Here is a 23,305-nt window from a genome sequence, read left to right as displayed (position 1 = left end):
GTGGAGCTACCTTAGGAGTGTGATGGAGGGGCATCAATCAAGCGCGGTGGCGAACCGTTACGCTCAGCGTAACGAATGCTGGCCTCATCGCTGGCAAGCCAGCTCCCACAGTGATTGTGGTGATCGAAGTTTTTGTGAACGACCTAGAACTTTGTGGGAGCTGGCTTGCCAGCGATGAGGCCAGTGAGATCGCCGCAGACCCTGGTTCAGTGAACCAGTCCGGCATCCACCAACAATTTCTCCAATGCCAACAAATCCGGCACCTTCGCCACCTGTTCCCCGACCTGCACCGCCGCCTGCTCCAGCGCACACAGCGGCACGTCGACATAACTCAACTGGCTGTCGAGCTTGTACGAGCGCGGAATCCCCTGCACCAGCAGCGCGATGAACTTCAACTCCGGCCGCCCGCCGAGGGCATTGAGGATGACGATCCGTGCCCGCTCGCCGATGACGATCTTGTTGCCGCACGCCGACTCGAAACTCAGCAGCGGAATCTGCCGCTCGCGCCAGGTCACCCGACCGAGATACCACGGCGGTGTGTCGAGATCGAAGGCGCTGGACTGGTAGTCGATCAGCTCGGCGACGGCGACGTTGGGCAGGATCAGGTTGCGATCCGCCAGCGGCAGCAGCAGCCCGGTGAGTTGGCTGGTGCGCTGGTTGTGCCGGCGTTCATGCATGTTTTTTGCTCCACAGGGCGATGCTTTCGAGCAGCACCGATTCCTGGTACGGCTTGCCGAGGTAGTCGTTGACGCCGATGGCCATCGCGCGGTCGCGGTGCTTCTGGCCGGTGCGCGAGGTGATCATGATGATCGGCAGGTGTTGCAGGCGCTCGTCGTGGCGCACCTGGGTCGCCACTTCGAAGCCGTCCATGCGCGGCATTTCGATGTCGAGCAGCATCAGGTCCGGCATGTGTTCTTCCAGCAGCAACATCGCATCGACCCCGTCCTTGGCGGTCAGCACGTTCATGCCGTGGCGTTCGAGCAAGCGGCTGGTGACCTTGCGCACCGTCACCGAATCGTCGACCACCATCACCAGCAACGGCTTGTGCGGTTCGCTTTCGATTTCGTGACTGGCCGGACGCTGCGGCAACCGCGCCTGCATCGCGCGGATCGGCGCCAGCAGGTCGAGAATCAGCACCACCCGGCCATCGCCGAGAATCGTCGCCCCGGACACGCCCTGCACCGACGCGAACTGCGGGCCGAGGCTCTTGACCACGATCTCGCGGGTGCCGGCCATCGTGTCGACCTGCACCGCGATGTGCCGGTCGTTGCACTGCACCAGCAAGACCGGCACCGGCAGGCTCTGGCCGGACAGTTTCGGCCGTGGTGCGGTTTTCAGCAGCTCGCCCAGGTAGCACAGTTCATAACGCTGGCCGCCGTACTGATAACTCGGCGGATCGAGACGGAAATGCCCTTCCAGTTCATTCGGCAGCACGCGGACGATACCGTCGATGGTGTTCAGCGGAATCGCATACTGATCCTCACCGCACTGCACCATCAACGCACGGTTGACCGACACGGTGAACGGCAGGCGAATGCGGAAATGCACGCCCTGCCCCGGCACCGAGTCGATGCTCATGGTGCCGCCCAGTTGCCGGACTTCTTCGTGCACCACGTCCATGCCCACGCCGCGCCCGGAAATCTGGGTGATTTTCTCGGCGGTGGAAAATCCCGGCTGGAGGATGAACTGCAACACCTCGCGGTCGCTGATCTCGGCGTCCGGCGCCAGCAAGCCGCGCTTGATCGCCTTGCGCCGAACGGCATCCAGCGGCACACCGGCGCCATCGTCGCGGATGTCGAACACGATGTCGCCGCCCTCGCGGGACAGGTCGAGGCTGATCTGCCCTTGCGCCGGTTTGCCCGCCGCCAACCGGACTTCGGCCGACTCCAGGCCATGGTCGACGGCATTACGCAGCATGTGCTCCAGCGGTGCGGCCATGCGTTCGAGGACGTTGCGGTCCATCTCGCCTTCGGCGTTGCCGACGCTGAACGCCACGTCCTTGCCCAGCTCCTCGGCGACCTGGCGGACGATGCGCTTCAGACGCGGCAACATGCGCTCGAACGGCACCATGCGCGTGCGCATCAGGCCTTCCTGCAACTCGGTGTTGATCCGCCCCTGCTGCTGCAACAGGTTCTCGGCGTCGTGGGTGCTCCGGTCGAGGGTTTCCTTCAAGTCCAGCAAGTCGGAGGCGGACTCGAACAGCGCTCGTGACAGTTGCTGCAACTGGGAATGACGGTCCATTTCCAGCGGGTCGAAATCTTCGTAGCCGAGGCGCTCGGCATCCACTTGCTGACGGCTGAGGATCCGCCCCTGGGTTTCGGTGTCGAGCCGGCGCAACTGGTCGCGCATGCGTTCGATGGTGGTTTCCATCTCGTGCAGGGCGGTCTGCGCATCGCTGACCTGCTGCTCGATGCGCCCACGGAAAATCGAGGTTTCGCCGGCAAGGTTGACCAGTTCATCCAGCAGCTCGGCGGAGACCTTGACCATGTCCGCCCCGGCCTCGGGCGCCGGGGCGGCAGGCTCGGCCTTGACCGCAACCGGCGGCACGGGCGCCGGGGTCTGCACAACCAGCGGATGGCTGAAATTCTGGATCGCGCTGATCAACCGGTCTGCAGGTGGGCACGGCTGGCCGGCGCGCACGGCGTCGAGCATCTGCGCCAAGCGGTCCTGGCCGCGCTGCAACAGCGCGAACAGTTCGGCGCTGCCCTGCAGGGTGCCGGCGGACAGGCTTTCGTACAGGTTTTCCAGCTCATGAGCGAGGTCGCCGATCGGGCCGATTTCCACCATCCGCGCGCCGCCCTTTAGGGTGTGCAGGTCACGCAGCAGGGTTTCCACTTCCTGGCGATTGCCGGGTTCGGCCTGCCAGCGCAGCAACGCGGCGCCGGAGTTTTCGATAATGTCGAAACCTTCCTCGAGGAAGATCTCCAGCAGCTCCGGATCGTGTCCGGGGCCGTCCTGTGTGACGCGGGCTGACGACGTTTCGGGACTAGCACTCGGGTCCTGACGAAAGCGGCGGATCGCCTCGATCAGGTCCTGCGCCGGGTCCAGCGGCTGGTGCCGGTGCAACTGTTCGAGGAATTGCGCCAGACGCTCGTGGCTCTGGCGCAGCAGTCGGTCGAGGGCTTCGCTGTGGCTGTAACGCCGATCCACCAGCCCTCGGTAAAGGCCTTCCAGCTCATGGGCCAGATCGCCGACCGCCGCCACCTCAGCCATCCGCGCGCCACCCTTGAGCGTGTGCAAATCCCGTTGCAGCGACGACAGCGGTGCGCCGTTTTCCGGATCCTTCAACCAGCGCTGCAAGGCTTGCCCGGCGCTGTCGAGAATGTCCACCGCTTCTTCGAGGAAGATCTCGACGATTTCGTCGTCCGGCCCGCTGTCGAGGCTGTTTTGTTGCAGTTCTGCGGTGGCGCTGCCCAGTTCGCGGATGCTCGGGGTGCGGCTGCCGTCGCTATGGATCAGGCCCATGGCCGACGGATCGAGGCTCTCGTCGAGCAGTTCGTGCAAGGCGCGGATGCGCTGCGGTTGCGGGGTGATTTCCTGGCCGGCGGCCAGTTCGTCGAGCATGTTGATCAGCGCTTCGTGGGCCTGCTGCGCCTCATGGAAAAACCGCTCGCTGACCGCCAGGCTGCTTTCTTCGACCGCGCCGTAAAGATCGAGCAAGGCTTCACACAGCACATCCACCGGCAGCAGATCCGCCAGGTGCGCGCCCTCGCCCAGGGTGGTCAGTTCATCCAGCAGCGCGCTGAGTTCCTGACGTTCGCCGGGGTGCTGCTGCCAGCGCTGCAAAAGGTTTTCGGCGTCGAGCAGGATGTCCATGCCCTGGGCCAGGAAATTGTTGATCAGTTGCGGATCGCGCTTGACCCGCACCGCACTGCTCGGGGCATTGAGGATCGATTCCAGACGCTCGTCGAGCAGGGTTTCGGTGCGTTTGATCAGTGACTGCGCACCGACAATCGGCGCCAGTGGATCGTGTTTGAGCTGACGCAGACCGACGCGGAACAAGCCCTCGGCTTCGAGCAGCAGTTCCACTTCGTCGAGGTCCAGCGCCAGTTGATGGGCCTTGAATTCCCGGGCCAGTTTATCCAGCGGCGCCGCCAGTTCGGCAATCGGTGACACCCCCGCCATCGAGGCGCTGCCCTTGAGGGTGTGCAGGGCTCGCTGCAACTCGTCGCTGGCCTGCAACGGCACATGCTCGGCAGCCTGATCGAGAAAACGATTGAGGCTGGCGAGGTGGGTTTCGGCTTCGTTGCGGAAAATCTCCAGCAACAGCGGATCGAGGGCCGCGACGTCTTCCACGTCTTCGGCAGGCAGCGGTGTGTCGCCCTTGGCCAGCGCATGGGCGCGGGCCGCCAGTTGATCGACATCGTGGCGCTGACGCTGGCCATTGGTGGCGAATTCGGCGATCAGGTCCGGCAACAGCAGCAGCGTGTCGGCGAGTAACTGGCGCACCGCCGGGCCGGGTTCGACACTGTTTTCCAGCACGCGGTTGAGCAGGTTTTCCACCGCCCAGGCCAGCTCGCCGAGGACCAGCGCGCGCACCATCCGGCCACTGCCCTTGAGGGTGTGGAAGGCGCGGCGCAGTTCACTCAAGGCGGCGCGGTCATCGGGCGCGGCAGACCAGCGCGGCAGGTATTCGCTCAGTACTTCGAGCACTTCCCCGGTCTCTTCGAGGAACACTTCGCGCAGCTCGTCGTCCACCGGTTCTTCATCGGCCGGTGGCGGCAGCAGGCTGCCCGGCGTGGTCAGTGCCGGCGGGTTGACCGCCGACACCGGACTGGCCAGCACTTCGGCCAACGACTGCACGATCTGCGGGTCGTCCAGCTCCTGCAAATCCTGCATCACCAGCGCTTCGCTGGGGCTGAGAACATCATCGAGCACCGGCACATGCGGCTCGCCGGGCTGTTCGTCAGGAAAGAAACCGAGACTGGCGAGGCTTTTCTGCGCGATATCCAGCAAATGCTCGCTCGGTGCCTGCGGGTCGTCGGTCAGGCGTTCGAGGTAATACTCGAGGCTGGTGATGGCGTCGGCGAGGCTGTCGAGTTGCTGCCAGCCCGGCTCGTGAGGATCGAGCAACAGATGTTCGCGGATAAATCCGTTGCAGGCTTCGAGCAGGCTTGCCGCACGCGCCAGCGGAATCATCGCCAGTGCGCCGCGCACCTGGGTCAGCAGCGCCGGCAGGCTTTGCAGTTGCTGGCGATCCCAGTCGGCGTCGATGTAGTCGACGATCATGTCCTTGGCCTGTTGCAGGCAGATGCGCGCTTCCTTGATCACGATCTGATGGATCTGCGTCAGGTCGGTGGTCGGCAGGCGCGAGTCTTCCGGGCTCTCCGGCTCGACTGTGCCGACCATCCCGGCCAGCGTTGCTTCGACGTAGAGCAAGGCGCCGGCGACGTCCATCAGCGTGGCGTCGTTCGGTTCGCGTTGACCCTGCGCGAGACTGAGCACCACCGCCAGTTGATCGATGATGACCTTGCGCGGCTGGCCGAAACCGAGCACCGCCAGGGTGTCGGCGATCTGCCGCAGCGGCGCCAGCAGGCTGTCCAGATCCGAGGCGTGCTGACGGTCGCTGCGCACGAACAGGTCGAGGCGTTCCTTGACCCGCACCAGCTCTTCGCACAGCGCTGCGAGCACCGAGCGCATGGCATCGCGGTCGGGGCCGGCCAGGCGGGCGCGTTCTTCGTCGACCATCGCGCTGTCGGGCAGCGCGTCGTCCAGGGAGTAGCGATCTTTCATGGTCAGCATCTGCCCGGTGGGATGTTCGGCTTTGGCGATATAAAACAGCAGGCTTTTCAGCAGTTCAGGCGGTGGCGGCTGGTTGAGGCCGGGCATGCCCTGTTCGAGCAGGCGCTTGAGTTCCTTGTCGGCGTCCTTGAACAGACTGCGCAGCGCCGGGCTGTTGGCGATCCGCCCTTCGCGCATGCCTTCGACCAGCGCCGAGGCGACCTGCCACAACGGGCTCAGCGGCGAGTTACCGCTGATTGCTTCAAGCCGGGTAAAGACTTTGGCCAGATAAGCGAGATGCGTCTGGTCATCCTGCTCGCGGAGCAGTCCGACCAGCGCCATTTGCAGCATCTGGCGCAATTTGCGCAGCACATTCGGCAGTTCTGCCGGTTCAAGCAGGGCCAGCGCTTGCGGACTCAGGGGTGACAGCTCGGGCAGTTGCGGGCTGAACAGGCTGGTTTCCGACAACCGGCTTTCGCCCCGGGCACTGCGCAAGTCGTTGATCAGCGGCAGCACCACCAGCGGCAGGTCACGGCGGGCGCCCTGCACGCGGTCGAGGTAGATCGGCAATTGGCCCAGCGCCTGCAGCAACAAGTGCAGCGCTTCGTCACGATGGCTGACGCGGTCGTTCTGCAACGCTTCGACCAGGTGTTCCATCTCTTCGGCCAGCAGCGCCGCGCCGTAGAACTCGACCATCTGCAGGCTGCCGTGCACCTGATGGATGCAGGCCAGGCACTCGCCCAGTCCCGGCACCGACTGCGGATCGTCGAGCACGGCTTCGATGGCCTGATGCGCCTGCCTCAGCGTCTCGGCTATTTCACCCTTGACCCATTCGAGGGCCACGTAGTCGTGCCGGTCACCCATAACCACTCCGCTCGACATGAACTCGCCCGCAGGCCTCACGCCTTGTCCGCGACGGGCGCAGGCGTCGTCGGCAAGGTGAACCCGGACACCGAGCGCCGCAACTGGCTGGCCATTTTCGCCAGGTTGCCGATGCTCTCGGCGGTGGCCGTGGAGCCGGACGAGGTCTGCGAGGTGATCTGTTGGATCACGTTCATCGTCAGGGAAATCTGCCCGGCCGAAGACGTCTGCTGCTGCGCCGCGTTGGAAATGCTCTGGATCAGCGCCGCGAGGGTCTTGGACACGCCTTCGATTTCTTCCAGGGCCACACCGGCATCCTGCGCCAGCCGCGCGCCGCGCACCACTTCGGTGGTGGTCTGCTCCATGGAAATCACGGCTTCGTTGGTGTCGGTCTGGATCGCCCGCACCAGCGTTTCGATCTGTCGGGTCGCGGCGGACGAACGTTCCGCCAGCCGCTGGACTTCGTCGGCTACCACGGCAAAACCGCGCCCGGCATCACCGGCCATCGACGCCTGAATCGCGGCATTGAGGGCGAGGATGTTGGTCTGGTCGGCAATGTCATCGATCAGGCTGACGATGTCGCCGATCTCCTGGGACGACTCGCCCAGACGCTTGATGCGCTTGGCGGTGTCCTGGATCTGTTCGCGAATGTTGTCCATGCCGTGGATGGTGTTGTGCACCACCTCGTTGCCCTTGTTGGCGATCTCCACCGAACGCTCGGCCACCGCCGAGGATTCAGCGGCGTTGGCCGACACCTGATCGATCGATTGGGCCATGTCGCTGATCGCGGTCGAGGCTTCGGAAATCTGCTGGGCCTGATGCTCCGAGGCCTGGGCCAGGTGCATGGCGGTGGCCTGGGTTTCCTGCACCGCTGCGGCGACCTGGCCGGCGGTGAGGTTGATGGTGGCGACCAGATCACGCAACTGGTCGACGGAATAGTTGATCGAGTCGGCGATGGTTCCGGTGAAGTCTTCGGTCACCGAGGCCGTCACGGTCAGGTCGCCGTCGGCGAGGTCTTCGATCTCGTCGAGCAGGCGCATGATCGCGTTCTGGTTGCGCTCGTTTTTCTCGGCGGTCTCGCGCAGTTGACGGTTGGTTTCCCGGACCATGACCATGCCGATCAGAATGATCGAGGCCAGCGCCAGCAGGCCCAGCACATAACCGCCGATGGTGTCGGTGCTGCGCCCGCCTGCCAGGTTTTCGAAACGGCTGGCCAGGTGCGAGGCTTCGTCGAGCAGGGTCTGCGACAGGCTGAAGATGTTGGTGGCCGACTCACGGACCTTGAACAGCTCCGGCGAGGTTTCAAGGATTTCATCCACCGAACCGGACACGAACTGGAACAGCTCGGAAATCTCGCTCAGACGCGCACGGGCGTCGCGGTCTTCGACCTGGCTGATCTTCAGCGCCGGGTTGCCTTGCAACATGCCATTGAGCACCTGACCGAAGCGCGCGGCGTCGCGACCAAACGCGTCGGCAGCCTGCTGGGAGTTTTCATCGCCCGAGAGCACGGTGTTCACCGCACCGAGAATCCGTTCGGCCAGCAGCGACTGACGCTGGGCCATCGCCACCTGCGCCGCCGGGGCGCCGCGTTGCAGGAGGATTTCCACGACCTTTTCGTATTCGATCTGCAATTGCGGCACGGTTTCGGCCAGGGTCGCGGCCACCTGATGCAGCGACAGCACGGTCTGTTCGCTGGAGAGAATCGCGTCGGTGTTTTTCAGCAGGCGTTCCCAGTCCAGCTGCACGGCGCGCATTTCCGGGCGCACGACGGACGGCGCCGGCGGCAGGCCGGTGCTCGGGTCGCCCTTCTTGAGATAACCCCAGCGCTGGGCAAAATCATTGCGCGCATCGCTGAGCAGCTTGAACGCGGCGGCCTTGCCGGCGGCAGCCTCGGTGGCGTTCTTGGCGATCCGCTGCGACAGCACCCGCAGCTCGCCGGCGTGGCCGATGTACTGCTTGTCGTAGTTGGCCTGGGTGTTGAGGTAAGCGAAGTTGGCGAACAGCAGCATGATGAACACGATCAGTGCGATAAACAGCACGATGATCTGCGAGCGGCTGCGCGAGCCTTCTGCGGGCTTGCCTGTTTTTGCTTTGATCATCGGTCCTCGCCTGTTAAACCGCGACGTGCATGAAACTCGGTGACTGCGCCAGCGCAAACAGGCTGAACACCCGCCAGTTCTGCTCGCGCCGGAAATACCCTTTGACGAACTCGCCCTTGGAGCCTTGCCGTTTACGGATCGAGACGGGTTCGAAGCTGTCCTGATCGAAGTGCTGCAGACCGAAGACCTCATCGACCAGCACACCGGCAAACACGTCCTGATGCTCTACCACCAATACCCGCCGCTGCTTGCGCATCGGTGACAGCTCATGGCCGAAGAATCCGCACAGGTCCATGACCGGCAGCAGCCGCCCGCGCAGGTTGGCCACGCCTTTGACCCAAGGCTTGACGCCCGGCAACTGAGTGACACGCAGTTCGGGCAGCACTTCGCTGACTTCGCCCATCGGCGTGACGTACCAGTGCTCGCCCAGACGAAAGCCGATGCCGCTCCAGCGATCCTGGCGCGCCGGTTGCGACGGCAGGTCCGCCGCCAGCAGGCGACAGCGCTGGTCGATCTGCCACAACAGTTCGAACGCGGTCAGCGACTCGCTCATGGCGGCGCGATCAACCGGCCAGCACGTTGTTCAGGGTCTTGATCAGCGTGTCTTCGTCGACCGGCTTGGTCAGGTAGTCCCTGGCGCCCTGGCGGGTGCCCCAGACCTTGTCGGTCTCCTGATCCTTGGTGGTGATGATGATCACCGGGATGTGGCTGGTTTCCGCATCCTTGGTCAACTGACGGGTGGCCTGGAAGCCGTTGAGGCCGGGCATGACGATGTCCATCAGTACCGCATCGGGTTTTTCCTGACGGGCCAGGGCCACGCCGTCGGCGCCGTTTTCGGCTTTCAGCACTTCGTGCCCGTGCTTTTCCAGCATGCCGGTGAGTTTGTACATTTCGGTCGGCGAATCGTCGACGATCAGGATACGTGCCATGGTCTTCCCCATTTTTCTTGTCGACACCGGGCCCGCTGGCCGAGCGTCTCTGTGCGTGTCTTACTGCGGCAAAGCGGCAGCGAAGCCCGGAACATGGGCCGAAATCGCGTCGAGCAGTTCTTCCTTGCTGAAAGGCTTGGTCAAAAATTGATCGGAACCGACAATCCGCCCCTTGGCCTTGTCGAACAGCCCGTCCCGGGACGACAGCATGATCACCGGCGTGCCCTTGAACGCGTTGTTGTTCTTGATTAAAGCGCAGGTCTGATAACCATCCAGACGCGGCATCATGATGTCGACAAAGATGATCCCGGGATGGTGGTCGGCGATCTTCGCCAGGGCGTCAAAACCGTCGATCGCGGTGATGACTTCGCACCCTGCATTTTTCAACAGGGTCTCGGCGGTGCGACGAATCGTTTTCGAGTCGTCGATCACCATGACCTTCAAGGCGCTGGACTGCTGTTCCATAAGGGGGCTCTACCGTCGCCTTTGCGAATCAATTTGTCCGTTTTGCGATGCGTAATGGCTGGAAACCCTTGATGTTCAAGGGCCAGCACGACATGGCAGCCTTTTTAGCACAGTCTCCAGATGCAATCTATCGACGGGTTTTTCCTTGACCGAAAACCCGCCCGGCGCCACTCTGGCGGCACTTTTTTCATACCGATCCGGTAGCCAATTTTCGAGGAAAACCCAATGAGCGTTCGCGTCGGGATTGTCATGGACCCTATCGCCAGCATTTCCTATAAAAAGGATAGCTCGCTGGCCATGCTGCTGGCGGCGCAAAAGCGCGGCTGGGAACTGTTCTATATGGAACAGAAAGACCTTTACCAGGGTGAAGGCCAGGCACGGGCGCGGATGAAGCCGCTGAAAGTCTTCGCCAACCCGGAAAAATGGTTCGAACTGGGCACCGAGCAGGATTCGCCGCTGAGCGACCTGAACGTGATCCTGATGCGCAAGGATCCGCCGTTCGACATGGAGTTCGTCTACTCCACCTACCTGCTCGAACAGGCCGAGTCCGCCGGCGTGCTGGTGGTCAACAAGCCGCAGAGCCTGCGCGACTGCAACGAAAAGCTGTTCGCCACGCTGTTCCCGCAGTGCACGCCGCCGACCGTGGTCAGCCGCCGCGCCGACGTGCTGCGTGAGTTCGCCGCCAAACATGGCGACGTGATCCTCAAGCCGCTGGACGGCATGGGCGGCACTTCGATCTTCCGTCACCGCGCCGGCGATCCGAACCTGTCGGTGATTCTGGAAACCCTGACCGCCCTCGGCGCCCAGCAGATCATGGGCCAGGCCTACCTGCCGGCGATCAAGGACGGCGACAAGCGCATCCTGATGATCGACGGCGAGCCGGTGGATTACTGCCTGGCGCGGATTCCGGCCCAGGGCGAAACCCGTGGTAACCTCGCGGCCGGCGGCCGTGGCGAAGCCCGTCCGTTGACCGACAAGGATCGCTGGATCGCCGCCCAGGTCGGCCCGACCTTGCGCGAGAAGGGCCTGCTGTTCGTCGGCCTGGACGTGATCGGCGAGCACCTGACCGAAATCAACGTCACCAGCCCGACCTGCATCCGCGAAATCGACAATGCCTTCGGCACCGACATCGGCGGCCTGCTGATGGATGCGATCGAAGGCAAGCTGCAAGCGTCGAGCCGCAAGCCGCAAGCTTAAAGCCAGTGGTGTGCAGCTTGTCGCTTGAGACTTCAAGCTTGCAGCTAAAAACCAACATTGCGTTATCATGCCGAGCCCGTAAAAACGCGATGTTGGTTTTTCTCGAATGACACTTCCGTCCGATCTGCCCGCTGAACTCGCCCATAAAGGCGTGCGCCCGGTCGATCGCCTCGGATTTACCCTGTTTCTCGCGGCGCTGATCCATCTGGCGCTGCTGCTCGGCGTGGGTTTCACCATGGTCGAGCCCAAGCAGATCAGCAAAACCCTGGAAATCACCCTCGCCACCTTCAAGAGCGAAAAGAAGCCGGCGAAGGCCGATTTCCTCGCCCAGGAAAACCAGGAAGGCAGCGGTACCCTCGACAAGAAGGCGATCCCCAAGACCACCGAGGTCGCGCCGTTCCAGGCAAACGAAGTCAAGAAAGTCACCCCGCCGCCCGCCGCCAAGCCGGAAGTGCAGGAAGCCGCACCCAAAGCAGCAGTGACGACCGTCGCGCCGAAACCGAAAAAGGCGCCGACCAAGAAAGAAGAAGCCAAGACCGAGACCAAACCGACGGTCGACGCCCCGACCTTCGACAGCTCGCAGCTCTCCAGCGACATTGCCAGCCTCGAAGCCGAACTGGCCAACGAACAACAGCTGTACGCCAAGCGCCCGCGTATCCACCGCCTCAGCGCCGCGTCGACCATGCGCGACAAGGGCGCCTGGTACAAGGATGAATGGCGCAAGAAGGTCGAGCGCATCGGCAACCTCAATTACCCCGACGAAGCCCGGCGCAAGCAGATCTACGGCAATCTGCGCCTGATGGTGTCGATCAACCGCGACGGCTCGCTGTATGAAGTGCTGGTGCTGGAGTCCTCCGGCCAGCCGCTGCTGGATCAAGCGGCGCAACGCATCGTGCGGCTGGCGGCACCGTTCGCACCGTTTACCGGGGACCTGTCGGACATCGACCGACTGGAAATCATCCGCACCTGGAAATTCGCCCGGGGCGACCGGCTGTCCAGTAACTGAGCCGATCTTTTGCCCGCTCCAGCTTGTCAGTTCGCCCCCCGAACGCCACACTAGCGCACATGAAAAACGTCAGCCCCAGCTACCTCAAGCATCACTTCCTGATCGCCATGCCACACATGGCCGACCCGAACTTTGCCCACACCTTGACCTACATCGTCGAGCACACGGCCAATGGCGCCATGGGGCTGGTGGTCAACCGACCGCAAGAGCTGAATCTGGCCGACATCCTCGAACAATTGCGCCCGGACATCGATCCGCCAGCGCTGTGCCAGCATGTGCCGATCTTCATCGGCGGCCCGGTGCAGACTGATCGCGGTTTTGTCCTGCACCCGGCCGGCCAGACATTCCAGGCTACCGTCGAGCTGGAGGGCGATCTGGCCCTGTCCACCTCGCAGGACGTGCTGTTCGCCATCGCCGACGGCGTGGGCCCGGCGAAAAGCGTGATCACTCTCGGCTACGCCGGCTGGGAAGCCGGGCAACTGGAGGCCGAACTGGCCGACAACGCCTGGCTGACCTGCCCGTACGACGCCGACATCCTGTTCAATACCAGCAGTGAACTGCGCCTGGAAGCGGCGGCCAGGCACCTGGGGATCAACCTCAGCCTGCTGACCAGCCAGGCAGGACACGCCTGATGGCCCTGCGCCTGATCCTCGGCTTCGACTACGGCACCAAACAGATCGGCGTGGCGGTCGGCCAGGTGATTACCGGCCAGGCCCGCGAACTGTGCACCTTGAAGGCGCAGAACGGTGTACCGGACTGGAATCAGGTCGAAGCCCTGATAAAGGAATGGAAACCCGACGCCGTGGTGGTCGGCCTGCCGCTGAACATGGACGGTACGCCCAGCGAGATGTGCGCCCGCGCCGAGAAATTCGCCCGTCGCCTCAATGGCCGCTTCAACCTGCCTTTCTATACCCACGACGAACGCCTGACGACCTTCGAAGCCAAGGGCGAGCGACTGGTGCGCGGCGGACAGAAAGGCAGTTACCGCGACAACCCGGTGGACGCCATCGCCGCCGCCCTGCTGCTGCAAGGCTGGCTCGACGAAAACACCGCACTATTTGAATCCTGACAAGCGCTACGGCGCTTTTCTTTTGGTTACAACCCGAGCCACGGTTCGCGAGAACCGGCTCGACCCCAAGAAGGAGCAACCATGAGCCTGCCCAATCCCGCCGATCTGATCAGCCAGATGGCGACCCGCCTCAAGGCGCACCTTGCCCAGCGTGATATCAGCGAACCGCGTTACATCGGCATCCGCACCGGCGGCGTCTGGGTCGCCCAGGCTCTGCTCGCAGAGCTGGGCAGCGACGCGCCATTGGGCACGCTGGATGTTTCCTTCTACCGCGACGACTTCAGCCAGAACGGCCTGCACCCGCAAGTGCGCCCGTCCGCCCTGCCCTTCGAAATCGAAGGCCAGCATCTGGTGCTGATCGACGACGTACTGATGAGCGGCCGGACCATCCGCGCCGCCATGAACGAACTGTTCGACTACGGCCGCCCGGCCAGCGTGACGCTGGTCTGCCTGCTGGACCTGGACGCCGGCGAACTGCCGATCCGCCCGAACGTGGTCGGCGCGACCCTGTCGCTGGCCGCCCACGAGCGGGTCAAGCTGTCCGGGCCGGAGCTGGCCCTCGAACTACAAGACCTTGCCCTTTAATCCGCCCTATTGAGAGTCCCCCTCGCGATGACGCCTCTAGATACCAAGCGCCCGCTGCAGCTCAATGATCAGGGCCAGCTGCGCCACTTCCTCTCGCTCGACGGCCTGCGCCGCGAGTTGCTGACGGAAATCCTCGACACCGCCGACTCGTTCCTCGAAGTCGGTGCCCGGGCCGTGAAGAAGGTCCCGTTGCTGCGCGGCAAGACCGTGTGCAACGTGTTCTTCGAAAACTCGACCCGCACCCGCACCACTTTCGAACTGGCGGCCCAGCGGCTGTCGGCGGACGTGATCACCCTGAACGTGTCGACTTCGTCGGCCAGCAAGGGCGAAACCCTGCTCGACACCCTGCGCAACCTCGAAGCCATGGCCGCCGACATGTTCGTCGTGCGCCACGGTGACTCGGGCGCCGCGCACTTCATCGCCGAACATGTCTGCCCGCAAGTGGCGATCATCAACGGCGGCGACGGCCGGCACGCGCACCCGACCCAGGGCATGCTCGACATGCTGACCATCCGCCGCCACAAGGGTGGCTTCGAAAACCTCTCGGTGGCTATCGTCGGCGACATCCTGCACTCGCGGGTGGCGCGCTCGAACATGCTCGCCCTGAAGACCCTCGGCTGCCCGGACATCCGCGTGATCGCACCGAAGACCCTGCTGCCGATCGGCATCGAGCAATACGGCGTGAAGGTCTACACCGACATGACCGAAGGCCTGAAAGACGTCGACGTGGTGATCATGCTGCGCCTGCAGCGTGAGCGCATGACCGGCGGCCTGCTGCCGAGCGAAGGCGAGTTCTACCGCCTGTTCGGCCTGACCACCGCGCGCCTGGCCGGCGCCAAGCCCGACTGCATCGTCATGCACCCGGGGCCGATCAACCGCGGCGTGGAGATCGAGTCGGCGGTGGCCGACGGCCCGCACTCGGTGATCCTCAATCAAGTCACTTACGGCATCGCGATCCGTATGGCCGTGCTGTCGATGGCCATGAGCGGACAGACTGCCCAGCGCCAATTCGAGCAGGAGAACGCCCAGTGAAGCTCAGCATTCTCGGCGCCCGCGTCATCGATCCAAGCAGCGGCCTGGATCAAATCACCGATATTCACGTTGAAGCCTGCAAGATCGTCGCCCTCGGCGCGGCACCGGCCGGCTTCACCGCCGTCGAAACCATTGATGCCCAAGGCCTTGTCGCCGCTCCAGGCCTCGTAGACCTGAACGTCGCCCTGCGCGAGCCGGGCTACAGCCGCAAAGGCACCATTGCCAGCGAAACCCGCGCCGCAGCGGCCGGCGGCGTGACCAGCCTGTGCTGCCCGCCGAAAACCAAACCGGTACTCGACACCTCGGCCGTGGCCGAACTGATCCTCGACCGCGCCCGCGAGGCCGGCAACACCAAAGTGTTCCCGATCGGCGCGCTGAGCAAAGGTCTGGATGGCGAACAGCTGGCCGAACTGGTGGCCCTGCGCGACGCCGGTTGCGTAGCGTTCGGCAACGGCCTGGAAAGCTTCCGCAACACCCGCACCCTGTGCCGGGCGCTGGATTACGCGGCAACGTTCGACCTGACGGTGATTTTCAACTCGCAGGATCACGACCTGGCCGACGGCGGCCTGGCCCACGAAGGCGCCACCGCTAGCTTCCTCGGCCTGCCGGGCATTCCGGAAACCGCTGAAACCGTGGCTTTGGCCCGGGATCTGCTGCTGGTCGAACAGACCGGCGTGCGCGCGCACTTCAGCCAGTTGACCAGCGCTCGCGGCGTGGCCCTGATCGCTCAGGCCCAGGCTCGTGGCTTGAAAGTCACGGCGGATGTCGCCCTGTATCAGCTGATCCTGACGGACGAAGCGCTGATCGACTTCAGCAGCCTGTATCACGTGCAACCGCCGCTGCGCACCCGCGCCGACCGCGACGGCCTGCGTGAAGCGGTGAAGTCCGGCGTGGTCTCGGCGATTTCCAGCCATCACCAGCCCCACGAGCGCGATGCCAAACTGGCACCGTTCGGCGCGACCGAGCCCGGTATCAGCAGCGTCGAGCTGTTGCTGCCGCTGGCGATGACGCTGGTCGAGGATGGTCTGCTGGACCTGCCGACCCTGCTGGCCCGCCTGAGCACCGGCCCGGCCGAAGCCCTGCGCCTGCCGGCGGGCAAACTGGCGGTGGGTGGCGCGGCGGATATCGTGCTGTTCGATCCGAAGGCTTCGACCGTTGCCGGCGAAACCTGGCTGTCGAAGGGCGAGAACTGCCCGTTCCTCGGCCATAGCCTGCCGGGTGTGGTGCGTTACACCTTGGTGGATGGCCGGATCAGCCATCAGGCTTGATACCGAGTTGCCCCCAATCGCGAGCAAGCTCGCTCCCACAGGGATTTGTGCAGTCACAAATCCCAGGTTACACACAGAACATGTGGGAGCTGGCTTGCCAGCGATGACTTACTGAAAGGCACCGCGCCCTTCGGCATTACGCACCGACACCTGATCGTTCAGCGTCCAGAAGTCATACAGCACGCCAATAAAGAACAACCCGCCGGTCAGCAGGTACAGCAGGCCGCTGATCCACTTGCCCTGATACATCCGGTGCACGCCGAGCGCGCCGAGGAAGGTCAGCAGGATCCACGCCACGTTGTATTCAATTGGGCCCGCCGCGAAACGCAGGTCGGCTTCGCGGTCCATCGCCGGGATCAGGAACACGTCGATCAGCCAGCCGATCCCCAGCAATCCAAAGGTGAAAAACCAGATCGTGCCAGTCACCGGTTTGCCGTAATAGAAGCGGTGTGAGCCTGTGAAACCGAAAATCCACAACAGGTAGCCGATCACCTTGCTATGGGTGTCTTTTTCCTTCACACGGGGCAGTTGATAGCCGTTCATTAAGACCTCGATACACGCGATAGATAAATATTCTTTAATTCTTTGTGACTTTTTTACAGGTAGCCGACGTATGGCAAATGCTACCGTGTGTCCCGTCAAAGCCTTATAGCACCGGACTTCTGTCCGACAATTGCGTCTTTTTGCCGCTTATTTGGTTCCGTTGGCACCCGATTGAATCGACCAACGGCCTCGGAAGTGACAAAAAAGCTGTTATAAAGTTGCGCGCTAACACACCAAGAGCCCTGCCTAATGCGTCCATTTTTCAAGACATGGCTAACCATTTGCCTATTAATGCCACTGGCCGCCCACGCCACCAATCGTGAGCAACGTCTTCCCAACGTTAACGGTTTCACCCCTAAATCCCATGCCTCTGCTCCTTCGAACAAAGGCAAACAGGTCAAGCACACCACGCTGAGCAGCACCGGCCGCAGCAAGTTGGTGCCACCGATGGCGACCAAGGAAAGCAGTAATGTCCTCAGTCGCGCGGTAAACGTCCTCGGTACGCCATACCGTTGGGGCGGCAGCAGCCCGAGTAAAGGCTTCGACTGCAGCGGTCTGGTGAAATACGCGTTCAACGACGCCACGTTCGACCTGCCACGCACCTCGAACGCCATGGCCAGCGGTCACGGCGAGAAAGTCGAACGCAAGGACCTGAAGCCGGGCGACCTGATTTTCTTCAACATCAAGAGCCGTCGGGTCAATCACGTTGCCATCTACCTGGGCAACGACCGTTTCATCCATGCACCACGGCGCGGCAAAGCGGTGAGCATCGACACACTGAACAAGCCGTACTGGGAAAAGCATTACGTGGTGGCCAAACGCGTATTGCCGAAAGAACAGGGGCAGATGCGCGTCGTTCAGCGCTAACACCATACCGATCGTTCCCACGTCGAGGCGTCGAACCGTCCGCGTGGGAATGCCTCAATGGACGCTCCGCGTCCGCTTCGGCAGGGACGCAGAGCGTCCCGGGCTGCATTCCCACGCAGAGCGTGGGAACGATCAGAACAAAAAATCGCAGCCCACGGGCTGCGATTTTTTTTGCCTAGAAGTTATCCGGCGTACGCGCCTTCTCACGTGCATGTTCGCGGCTGATCAAGCCCTTGGTCACCAGATCCTTCAGGCACATGTCGAGTGTCTGCATCCCCAGCGAGCCGCCGGTCTGTATCGCCGAATACATCTGCGCCACCTTGTCCTCGCGGATCAGGTTACGGATCGCCGACGTTCCCAGCATGATCTCGTGCGCCGCCACCCGGCCGCCGCCGATCTTCTTGATCAGCGTCTGCGACACCACCGCCAGCAACGATTCCGAGAGCATCGAGCGCACCATGGACTTTTCGTCCCCGGGGAACACGTCCACGACACGGTCGATGGTCTTGGCTGCCGAGGTGGTGTGCAGCGTTCCGAACACCAGGTGCCCGGTCTCGGCGGCGGTCAGCGCCAGGCGGATGGTTTCCAGATCGCGCATCTCGCCCACCAGGATCACGTCCGGATCCTCACGCAGCGCCGAACGCAATGCGGTGGCGAAACTGCGGGTATCGCGATGGACTTCGCGCTGATTGATCAGGCATTTGCGCGATTCGTGGACAAATTCGATCGGGTCTTCAATGGTCAGGATGTGGTGATGGCGATGGGTGTTGAGGTAATCGATCATTGCCGCCAGCGTCGTCGACTTGCCGGAGCCGGTCGGCCCAGTCACCAGCACCAGCCCGCGCGGCGCATCGGTGATCTTGCGAAAGACGTCGCCCATGGCCAGGTCTTCCATGGTCAGCACTTTCGACGGAATGGTCCGGAACACCGCCCCGGCGCCCCGGTTCTGGTTGAAGGCATTGACCCGAAAGCGCGCCACCCCGGGGACTTCGAAGGAAAAGTCGGTTTCCAGATGTTTCTCGAAGTCCACCCGCTGGGTGTCGTTCATGATGTCGTAGATCAGCTCGTGCACTTGCTTGTGATCCAGCGCCGGCAGATTGATCCGCCGTACATCGCCATCCACGCGAATCATCGGCGGCAGACCGGCCGACAGGTGCAGGTCGGAAGCGCCCTGTTTGGCGCTGAAGGCCAGCAGTTCAGTGATATCCATAGCGTCCCTCAATTCCAGTAGAATGCCGCGAACCTTCAGACCGCTGGCGCCTCTTGATGTCCACGATAGCAGACAACATTCTCCAGGTTAGTTCGCGCATCCAGGCAGCGACCAAAGCCGCCGGGCGCGATGAAAACAGCGTCCAGCTGCTGGCCGTGAGCAAGACCAAACCGGCACAAGCCCTGCGCGAAGCGTACGCCGCCGGCCTGCGCGACTTCGGCGAGAACTACCTGCAAGAGGCCTTGAGCAAACAGCTCGAACTGGCCGACCTGCCCTTGATCTGGCACTTCATCGGCCCCATTCAGTCGAACAAGACCCGCTCGATTGCCGAGCATTTCGCCTGGGTGCACTCCGTGGATCGTCTGAAAATCGCCCAACGCCTGTCCGAACAACGCCCGGCGGATCTGCCGCCACTGAACATCTGCATTCAGGTCAACGTCAGCGGTGAAGCCAGCAAGTCCGGCTGCACGCCGCAGGATCTGCCAGCCCTGGCCCAGGCCATCAGCGCCCTGCCGCGCCTGAAGCTGCGCGGGTTGATGGCGATTCCCGAGCCGACCGACGATCGCGCCGAGCAGGACGCTGCATTCGCCGCCGTTCAGAAGTTGCAGGCCAGCCTCGATCTGCCGCTCGACACACTTTCCATGGGCATGAGCCACGACCTCGAGTCGGCCATTGCCCAGGGCGCGACCTGGGTCCGTATCGGTACGGCCCTGTTCGGCGCCCGCGACTATTCCCAATCTTGACCATTTCCAGATAAGGACCTGACATGAGCAACACACGTATTGCCTTTATCGGTGCCGGCAACATGGCCGCCAGCCTGATCGGCGGCCTGCGGGCCAAGGGTCTGGAAGCTGCACACATCCGCGCCAGCGATCCGGGTGAAGAAACCCGCGCCAAAGTCAGCGCCGAACATGGCGTCGAAACCTTCGCCGACAACGCCCAGGCCATCGACGGCGCCGACGTGGTGGTACTGGCGGTCAAGCCACAAGCCATGAAGCTTGTGTGCGAAGCGATTCGCCCAAGCCTGAAACCGAATCAACTGGTGGTCTCCATCGCCGCCGGCATCACCTGCGCCAGCATGACGGCCTGGCTCGGCGAGCAGCCGATCGTGCGCTGCATGCCGAACACCCCGGCGCTGCTGCGTCAGGGCGTGAGCGGCCTGTACGCCACAGGCAAAGTGAGCGCCGAACAACGCCAACAGGCTGAAGAACTGCTGTCCGCCGTAGGCATCGCCCTGTGGCTGAACGAAGAGCAGCAACTGGACGCGGTCACCGCTGTCTCCGGTTCCGGCCCGGCGTACTTCTTCCTGCTGATCGAAGCCATGACCGCCGCCGGCGTCAAACTCGGCCTGCCGAAGGAAACCGCCGAGCAGCTGACCTTGCAGACCGCGCTGGGCGCCGCGCACATGGCGGTGTCCAGCGACGTCGACGCGGCCGAACTGCGCCGCCGCGTGACCTCGCCGGCCGGCACCACGGAAGCTGCGATCAAATCGTTCCAGACCGGCGGCTTCGAAGCCCTGGTGGAAAAAGCACTCGGCGCCGCCGCGCACCGCTCGGCCGAAATGGCCGAACAACTGGGCAAATAAGGAGCCTTACATGATTGGATTGAACACCGCAGCGGTCTACGTGCTGCAAACCCTCGGCAGCCTGTACCTGCTGATCGTGCTGCTGCGCTTCGTCCTGCAACTGGTGCGGGCGAACTTCTACAACCCGCTGTGCCAGTTCGTGGTCAAGGCCACCCAACCGTTGCTCAAGCCACTGCGCCGGATCATCCCGAGCCTGTTCGGCCTCGACATGTCGTCGCTGGTGCTGGCGATCCTCGTGCAACTGGCGCTGATGGCGCTGACCCTGCTGCTGACCTACGGCACCACCGGTAACCCGCTGCAACTGTTGATCTGGTCGCTGATCGGCGTGACGGCGCTGTTCCTGAAGATTTTCTTCTGGGCCATGATCATCAGCATCATCCTGTCCTGGGTCGCACCTGGCAGCCACAATCCGGGCGCCGAGCTGGTGAACCAGATCTGTGAACCGGCCCTGGCGCCGTTCCGCCGCATCCTGCCGAACCTCGGCGGTCTGGACCTGTCGCCGATCTTCGCCTTCCTCGTGCTGAAGCTGATCGACATGCTGGTGATCAACAACCTCGCGGCGATGACGATGATGCCGGAAATCCTGCGCCTGCTGATGTGAGCTGGTTTCGCTGGGACGGTGACGACCTGATTCTGGAATGTCACCTGCAACCGGCCGCCCGCAGCGATGATTTCTGCGGGCTGCACGGTGATCGCCTGAAAATCCGCCTGACCGCGCCGCCGGTCGAGGGCAAGGCCAATGCCTACCTGATGGGGTTTCTGGCCAAGGCTTTTGGGGTTTCCAAAAGCCAGGTCAGTTTGCTCAGTGGTGAGCTGAACCGGCAGAAGCGGGTGAAGATCTGCTCGCCGAAGAAGTTGCCGGATCTGCCCGGACTAGTCAGCTGATCGTTCCCACGCTCTGCGTGGGAATGCATCCCGGGACGCTCCGCGTCCCCCGCCGAAGCGGACGCGGAGCGTCCAATGAGGCGTTCCCACGCGGAGCGTGGGAACGAGCGCAAATCAGGCCTGATCGTTGCTTGCCGCTAACCCCACCGGTCTTTAGACTTACGCCTCATTTCAACGAGAGCAGGGTCGATGCCAGCTGCCTTTCCCCCCGATTCTGTTGGTCTGGTGACGCCGCAAACGGCGCACTTCAGCGAACCGCTGGCCCTGGCCTGCGGCCGTTCGCTGGCCGATTATGACCTGATCTACGAAACCTACGGCACGCTGAACGCGCAAGCGAGCAACGCCGTGCTGATCTGCCACGCCCTGTCCGGCCACCACCACGCTGCGGGTTATCACAGCGTCGACGACCGCAAGCCCGGTTGGTGGGACAGCTGCATCGGCCCCGGCAAACCGATCGACACCAACAAGTTCTTCGTGGTCAGCCTGAACAACCTCGGCGGTTGCAATGGTTCTACCGGCCCGAGCAGCCTCAATCCGGAAACCGGCAAGCCGTTCGGCGCCGACTTCCCGGTGCTGACCGTGGAAGACTGGGTGCACAGCCAGGCACGCCTGGCCGACCTGCTCGGCATCGGCCAGTGGGCGGCGGTGATCGGTGGCAGCCTGGGCGGCATGCAGGCGCTGCAATGGACCATCACGTATCCGGATCGCGTTCGCCACTGCCTGGCCATCGCCTCGGCCCCCAAGCTGTCGGCGCAGAACATCGCCTTCAACGAAGTGGCGCGCCAGGCGATCCTCACCGACCCGGAATTCCACGGCGGCTCGTTCCAGGAACACGGCGTGATCCCCAAGCGCGGCCTGATGCTGGCGCGGATGGTCGGGCACATCACGTACCTGTCCGACGACTCCATGGGCGAGAAATTCGGCCGTGGCCTGAAGAGCGAAAAGCTCAACTACGACTTCCACAGCGTCGAGTTCCAGGTCGAAAGCTACCTGCGTTATCAGGGCGAAGAGTTCTCAGGGCGCTTCGATGCCAACACCTATCTGTTGATGACCAAGGCGCTGGACTACTTCGATCCGGCAGCGAACTTCAACGATAACCTGGCGAAAACCTTCGAAGGTGCAAAAGCCAAGTTCTGCGTGATGTCGTTCACCACCGACTGGCGCTTCTCCCCGGCCCGCTCGCGGGAACTGGTGGATGCGCTGATGGCGGCGCGCAAAGACGTCAGCTACCTGGAAATCGACGCGCCGCAAGGCCACGACGCCTTCCTGATTCCGATCCCGCGTTATTTGCAGGCGTTCGGCAATTACATGAACCGCATTACGTTGTGAGAAAGCCATGAGAGCTGATCTGGAAATCATCCAGGAATGGATCCCCGCCGGCAGCCGCGTGCTCGACCTCGGCTGCGGTGACGGCGAGTTGCTGACCTGGCTGCGCGACCACAAGCAGGTCACCGGCTATGGCCTGGAAAACGACCCGGACAACATCGCCGAGTGCGTGGCCAAGGGCATCAACGTCATCGAGCAGGACCTGGACAAAGGCCTGGGCAACTTCGCCAGCAACAGCTTCGATATCGTGGTGATGACCCAGGCCCTGCAAGCCGTGCACTACCCGGACAAGATCCTCGACGAAATGCTGCGGGTCGGCCGCCAGTGCATCATCACGTTCCCGAATTTCGGTCACTGGCGCTGCCGCTGGTACCTGGCGAGCAAGGGTCGGATGCCGGTTTCGGAATTTCTGCCGTACACCTGGTACAACACGCCGAACATCCACTTCTGCACCTTCGAAGACTTTGAAGAACTTTGTCGCGAACGTGAGGCGAAGGTCATTGATCGGCTTGCCGTGGATCAACAGCACCGCCACGGGTGGGCCAGTAAGCTATGGCCTAATCTGTTAGGTGAGATCGGTATCTACCGCGTCAGCAGCCCGGGGCTTGCGGATCACAGAATCGCGGTCTGAACCACGACATTGCGAGGAGAACGAAC

The 23,305-nt window shown here is 63.0% G+C and carries 22 protein-coding genes; 14 read left to right on the top strand and 8 right to left on the bottom strand.

Annotated features, from left to right (window positions below; translation table 11 throughout):
- Window positions 1-206 precede the first annotated feature (206 nt).
- From AWU82_RS12685 to pilG, 6 genes are read right to left on the bottom strand one after another with little or no spacing between them, the layout of a single operon-like run.
- The gene (locus tag AWU82_RS12685) at window positions 207-677 is read right to left on the bottom strand and encodes a chemotaxis protein CheW (RefSeq protein WP_064380112.1); all 471 of its coding nucleotides are present in this window, start codon (window positions 675-677) and stop codon (window positions 207-209) included.
- On the bottom strand, window positions 670-6,585 hold the full coding sequence (locus AWU82_RS12680) for an Hpt domain-containing protein (protein WP_064380110.1): 5,916 nt from the start codon (window positions 6,583-6,585) through the stop codon (window positions 670-672). The genes AWU82_RS12685 and AWU82_RS12680 overlap by 8 nt, the downstream gene beginning before the upstream one ends.
- A gap of 35 nt (window positions 6,586-6,620) precedes the next feature.
- Window positions 6,621-8,681, bottom strand: coding sequence for a methyl-accepting chemotaxis protein (locus AWU82_RS12675; protein WP_064380108.1), 2,061 nt, complete (start codon window positions 8,679-8,681; stop codon window positions 6,621-6,623).
- Between the two features lie 13 nt (window positions 8,682-8,694).
- Complete coding sequence (locus AWU82_RS12670) at window positions 8,695-9,234, bottom strand: chemotaxis protein CheW (protein ID WP_064380107.1); 540 nt, start codon at window positions 9,232-9,234, stop codon at window positions 8,695-8,697.
- 10 nt (window positions 9,235-9,244) lie between these two features.
- Window positions 9,245-9,610 (bottom strand): twitching motility response regulator PilH, encoded by a 366-nt coding sequence (pilH, locus tag AWU82_RS12665; RefSeq protein ID WP_011336365.1) that lies wholly within the window; start codon window positions 9,608-9,610, stop codon window positions 9,245-9,247.
- A 60-nt stretch (window positions 9,611-9,670) separates the two neighbouring features.
- The gene (gene pilG / locus AWU82_RS12660; protein ID WP_007953330.1) at window positions 9,671-10,075 is read right to left on the bottom strand and encodes a twitching motility response regulator PilG; all 405 of its coding nucleotides are present in this window, start codon (window positions 10,073-10,075) and stop codon (window positions 9,671-9,673) included.
- A 225-nt stretch (window positions 10,076-10,300) separates the two neighbouring features.
- Between pilG and gshB the strand changes: the two genes are divergently transcribed.
- The 7 genes from gshB to AWU82_RS12625 all read left to right on the top strand — a co-directional run bounded on the left by gshB (window position 10,301) and on the right by AWU82_RS12625 (window position 16,232).
- Entirely contained in the window at window positions 10,301-11,272 is a 972-nt protein-coding gene (gshB, locus tag AWU82_RS12655) for a glutathione synthase (RefSeq protein ID WP_064380105.1), read from the top strand.
- 106 nt (window positions 11,273-11,378) lie between these two features.
- Window positions 11,379-12,278, top strand: coding sequence for an energy transducer TonB (locus AWU82_RS12650; protein WP_011336367.1), 900 nt, complete (start codon window positions 11,379-11,381; stop codon window positions 12,276-12,278).
- Between the two features lie 59 nt (window positions 12,279-12,337).
- A complete protein-coding gene (locus AWU82_RS12645; protein WP_064380103.1) occupies window positions 12,338-12,910 on the top strand; it encodes a YqgE/AlgH family protein in 573 nt (190 codons plus the stop codon).
- On the top strand, window positions 12,910-13,347 hold the full coding sequence (ruvX, locus tag AWU82_RS12640; RefSeq protein WP_007953334.1) for a Holliday junction resolvase RuvX: 438 nt from the start codon (window positions 12,910-12,912) through the stop codon (window positions 13,345-13,347). The genes AWU82_RS12645 and ruvX overlap by 1 nt, the downstream gene beginning before the upstream one ends.
- Window positions 13,348-13,428: 81 nt before the next feature.
- Window positions 13,429-13,932: a bifunctional pyr operon transcriptional regulator/uracil phosphoribosyltransferase PyrR gene (gene pyrR / locus AWU82_RS12635; protein WP_007953335.1), complete on the top strand. Its 504-nt coding sequence runs from the start codon at window positions 13,429-13,431 to the stop codon at window positions 13,930-13,932.
- 27 nt (window positions 13,933-13,959) lie between these two features.
- A complete protein-coding gene (locus tag AWU82_RS12630) occupies window positions 13,960-14,964 on the top strand; it encodes an aspartate carbamoyltransferase catalytic subunit (protein WP_007913665.1) in 1,005 nt (334 codons plus the stop codon).
- Entirely contained in the window at window positions 14,961-16,232 is a 1,272-nt protein-coding gene (locus tag AWU82_RS12625) for a dihydroorotase (protein ID WP_064380100.1), read from the top strand. The genes AWU82_RS12630 and AWU82_RS12625 overlap by 4 nt, the downstream gene beginning before the upstream one ends.
- A 108-nt stretch (window positions 16,233-16,340) precedes the next feature.
- Here the strand turns inward: AWU82_RS12625 and AWU82_RS12620 are convergent, their stop codons facing one another.
- Window positions 16,341-16,775 carry an NINE protein gene (locus AWU82_RS12620; RefSeq protein ID WP_064380099.1) on the bottom strand — a complete coding sequence of 145 codons (435 nt, stop codon included), beginning with the start codon at window positions 16,773-16,775 and terminating at the stop codon, window positions 16,341-16,343.
- Window positions 16,776-17,024: 249 nt separating this feature from the next.
- Between AWU82_RS12620 and AWU82_RS12615 the strand changes: the two genes are divergently transcribed.
- Entirely contained in the window at window positions 17,025-17,642 is a 618-nt protein-coding gene (locus AWU82_RS12615; protein ID WP_039767935.1) for a C40 family peptidase, read from the top strand.
- Between the two features lie 175 nt (window positions 17,643-17,817).
- Here the strand turns inward: AWU82_RS12615 and AWU82_RS12610 are convergent, their stop codons facing one another.
- Complete coding sequence (locus tag AWU82_RS12610; RefSeq protein ID WP_039767934.1) at window positions 17,818-18,852, bottom strand: type IV pilus twitching motility protein PilT; 1,035 nt, start codon at window positions 18,850-18,852, stop codon at window positions 17,818-17,820.
- Window positions 18,853-18,908: 56 nt separating this feature from the next.
- Between AWU82_RS12610 and AWU82_RS12605 the strand changes: the two genes are divergently transcribed.
- From AWU82_RS12605 to metW, 6 genes are all read left to right on the top strand, one after another.
- Window positions 18,909-19,595, top strand: coding sequence for a YggS family pyridoxal phosphate-dependent enzyme (locus AWU82_RS12605; protein WP_064380097.1), 687 nt, complete (start codon window positions 18,909-18,911; stop codon window positions 19,593-19,595).
- A gap of 23 nt (window positions 19,596-19,618) precedes the next feature.
- A complete protein-coding gene (gene proC / locus AWU82_RS12600; RefSeq protein ID WP_064380095.1) occupies window positions 19,619-20,437 on the top strand; it encodes a pyrroline-5-carboxylate reductase in 819 nt (272 codons plus the stop codon).
- Between the two features lie 10 nt (window positions 20,438-20,447).
- A complete protein-coding gene (locus AWU82_RS12595) occupies window positions 20,448-21,038 on the top strand; it encodes a YggT family protein (protein ID WP_011336374.1) in 591 nt (196 codons plus the stop codon).
- A complete protein-coding gene (locus AWU82_RS12590) occupies window positions 21,035-21,322 on the top strand; it encodes a DUF167 domain-containing protein (RefSeq protein ID WP_039767931.1) in 288 nt (95 codons plus the stop codon). Before AWU82_RS12595 ends, AWU82_RS12590 begins: the two co-directional genes overlap by 4 nt.
- A 189-nt stretch (window positions 21,323-21,511) precedes the next feature.
- Window positions 21,512-22,651 carry a homoserine O-succinyltransferase MetX gene (gene metX / locus AWU82_RS12585; RefSeq protein ID WP_011336376.1) on the top strand — a complete coding sequence of 380 codons (1,140 nt, stop codon included), beginning with the start codon at window positions 21,512-21,514 and terminating at the stop codon, window positions 22,649-22,651.
- 7 nt (window positions 22,652-22,658) lie between these two features.
- Complete coding sequence (gene metW / locus AWU82_RS12580) at window positions 22,659-23,279, top strand: methionine biosynthesis protein MetW (protein WP_011336377.1); 621 nt, start codon at window positions 22,659-22,661, stop codon at window positions 23,277-23,279.
- Window positions 23,280-23,305 lie beyond the last annotated feature (26 nt).

This window comes from Pseudomonas glycinae (assembly GCF_001594225.2).
Classification (GTDB): Bacteria; Pseudomonadota; Gammaproteobacteria; order Pseudomonadales; family Pseudomonadaceae; genus Aquipseudomonas; species Aquipseudomonas glycinae.
The sequence above is the reverse complement of the archived record's forward strand: the minus strand, read 5'-3'. Positions and strand labels throughout refer to the sequence as shown.

Excerpts from the sequence above, each read along its gene's own strand:
- AWU82_RS12610 (WP_039767934.1), bottom strand. The coding sequence starts at position 18,852 with ATGGATATCACTGAACTGCTGGCCTTCAGCGCCAAACAGGGCGCTTCC.
- pyrR (WP_007953335.1), top strand. The coding sequence starts at position 13,429 with ATGAGCCTGCCCAATCCCGCCGATCTGATCAGCCAGATGGCGACCCGC.
- AWU82_RS12615 (WP_039767935.1), top strand. The coding sequence starts at position 17,025 with ATGCGTCCATTTTTCAAGACATGGCTAACCATTTGCCTATTAATGCCA.
- pilH (WP_011336365.1), bottom strand. The coding sequence starts at position 9,610 with ATGGCACGTATCCTGATCGTCGACGATTCGCCGACCGAAATGTACAAA.
- gshB (WP_064380105.1), top strand. The coding sequence starts at position 10,301 with ATGAGCGTTCGCGTCGGGATTGTCATGGACCCTATCGCCAGCATTTCC.
- pilG (WP_007953330.1), bottom strand. The coding sequence starts at position 10,075 with ATGGAACAGCAGTCCAGCGCCTTGAAGGTCATGGTGATCGACGACTCG.
- AWU82_RS12650 (WP_011336367.1), top strand. The coding sequence starts at position 11,379 with ATGACACTTCCGTCCGATCTGCCCGCTGAACTCGCCCATAAAGGCGTG.
- proC (WP_064380095.1), top strand. The coding sequence starts at position 19,619 with ATGAGCAACACACGTATTGCCTTTATCGGTGCCGGCAACATGGCCGCC.
- AWU82_RS12670 (WP_064380107.1), bottom strand. The coding sequence starts at position 9,234 with ATGAGCGAGTCGCTGACCGCGTTCGAACTGTTGTGGCAGATCGACCAG.
- AWU82_RS12685 (WP_064380112.1), bottom strand. The coding sequence starts at position 677 with ATGCATGAACGCCGGCACAACCAGCGCACCAGCCAACTCACCGGGCTG.
- AWU82_RS12630 (WP_007913665.1), top strand. The coding sequence starts at position 13,960 with ATGACGCCTCTAGATACCAAGCGCCCGCTGCAGCTCAATGATCAGGGC.
- ruvX (WP_007953334.1), top strand. The coding sequence starts at position 12,910 with ATGGCCCTGCGCCTGATCCTCGGCTTCGACTACGGCACCAAACAGATC.
- metX (WP_011336376.1), top strand. The coding sequence starts at position 21,512 with ATGCCAGCTGCCTTTCCCCCCGATTCTGTTGGTCTGGTGACGCCGCAA.
- metW (WP_011336377.1), top strand. The coding sequence starts at position 22,659 with ATGAGAGCTGATCTGGAAATCATCCAGGAATGGATCCCCGCCGGCAGC.
- AWU82_RS12620 (WP_064380099.1), bottom strand. The coding sequence starts at position 16,775 with ATGAACGGCTATCAACTGCCCCGTGTGAAGGAAAAAGACACCCATAGC.
- AWU82_RS12595 (WP_011336374.1), top strand. The coding sequence starts at position 20,448 with ATGATTGGATTGAACACCGCAGCGGTCTACGTGCTGCAAACCCTCGGC.
- AWU82_RS12675 (WP_064380108.1), bottom strand. The coding sequence starts at position 8,681 with ATGATCAAAGCAAAAACAGGCAAGCCCGCAGAAGGCTCGCGCAGCCGC.
- AWU82_RS12605 (WP_064380097.1), top strand. The coding sequence starts at position 18,909 with ATGTCCACGATAGCAGACAACATTCTCCAGGTTAGTTCGCGCATCCAG.
- AWU82_RS12645 (WP_064380103.1), top strand. The coding sequence starts at position 12,338 with ATGAAAAACGTCAGCCCCAGCTACCTCAAGCATCACTTCCTGATCGCC.
- AWU82_RS12680 (WP_064380110.1), bottom strand. The coding sequence starts at position 6,585 with ATGGGTGACCGGCACGACTACGTGGCCCTCGAATGGGTCAAGGGTGAA.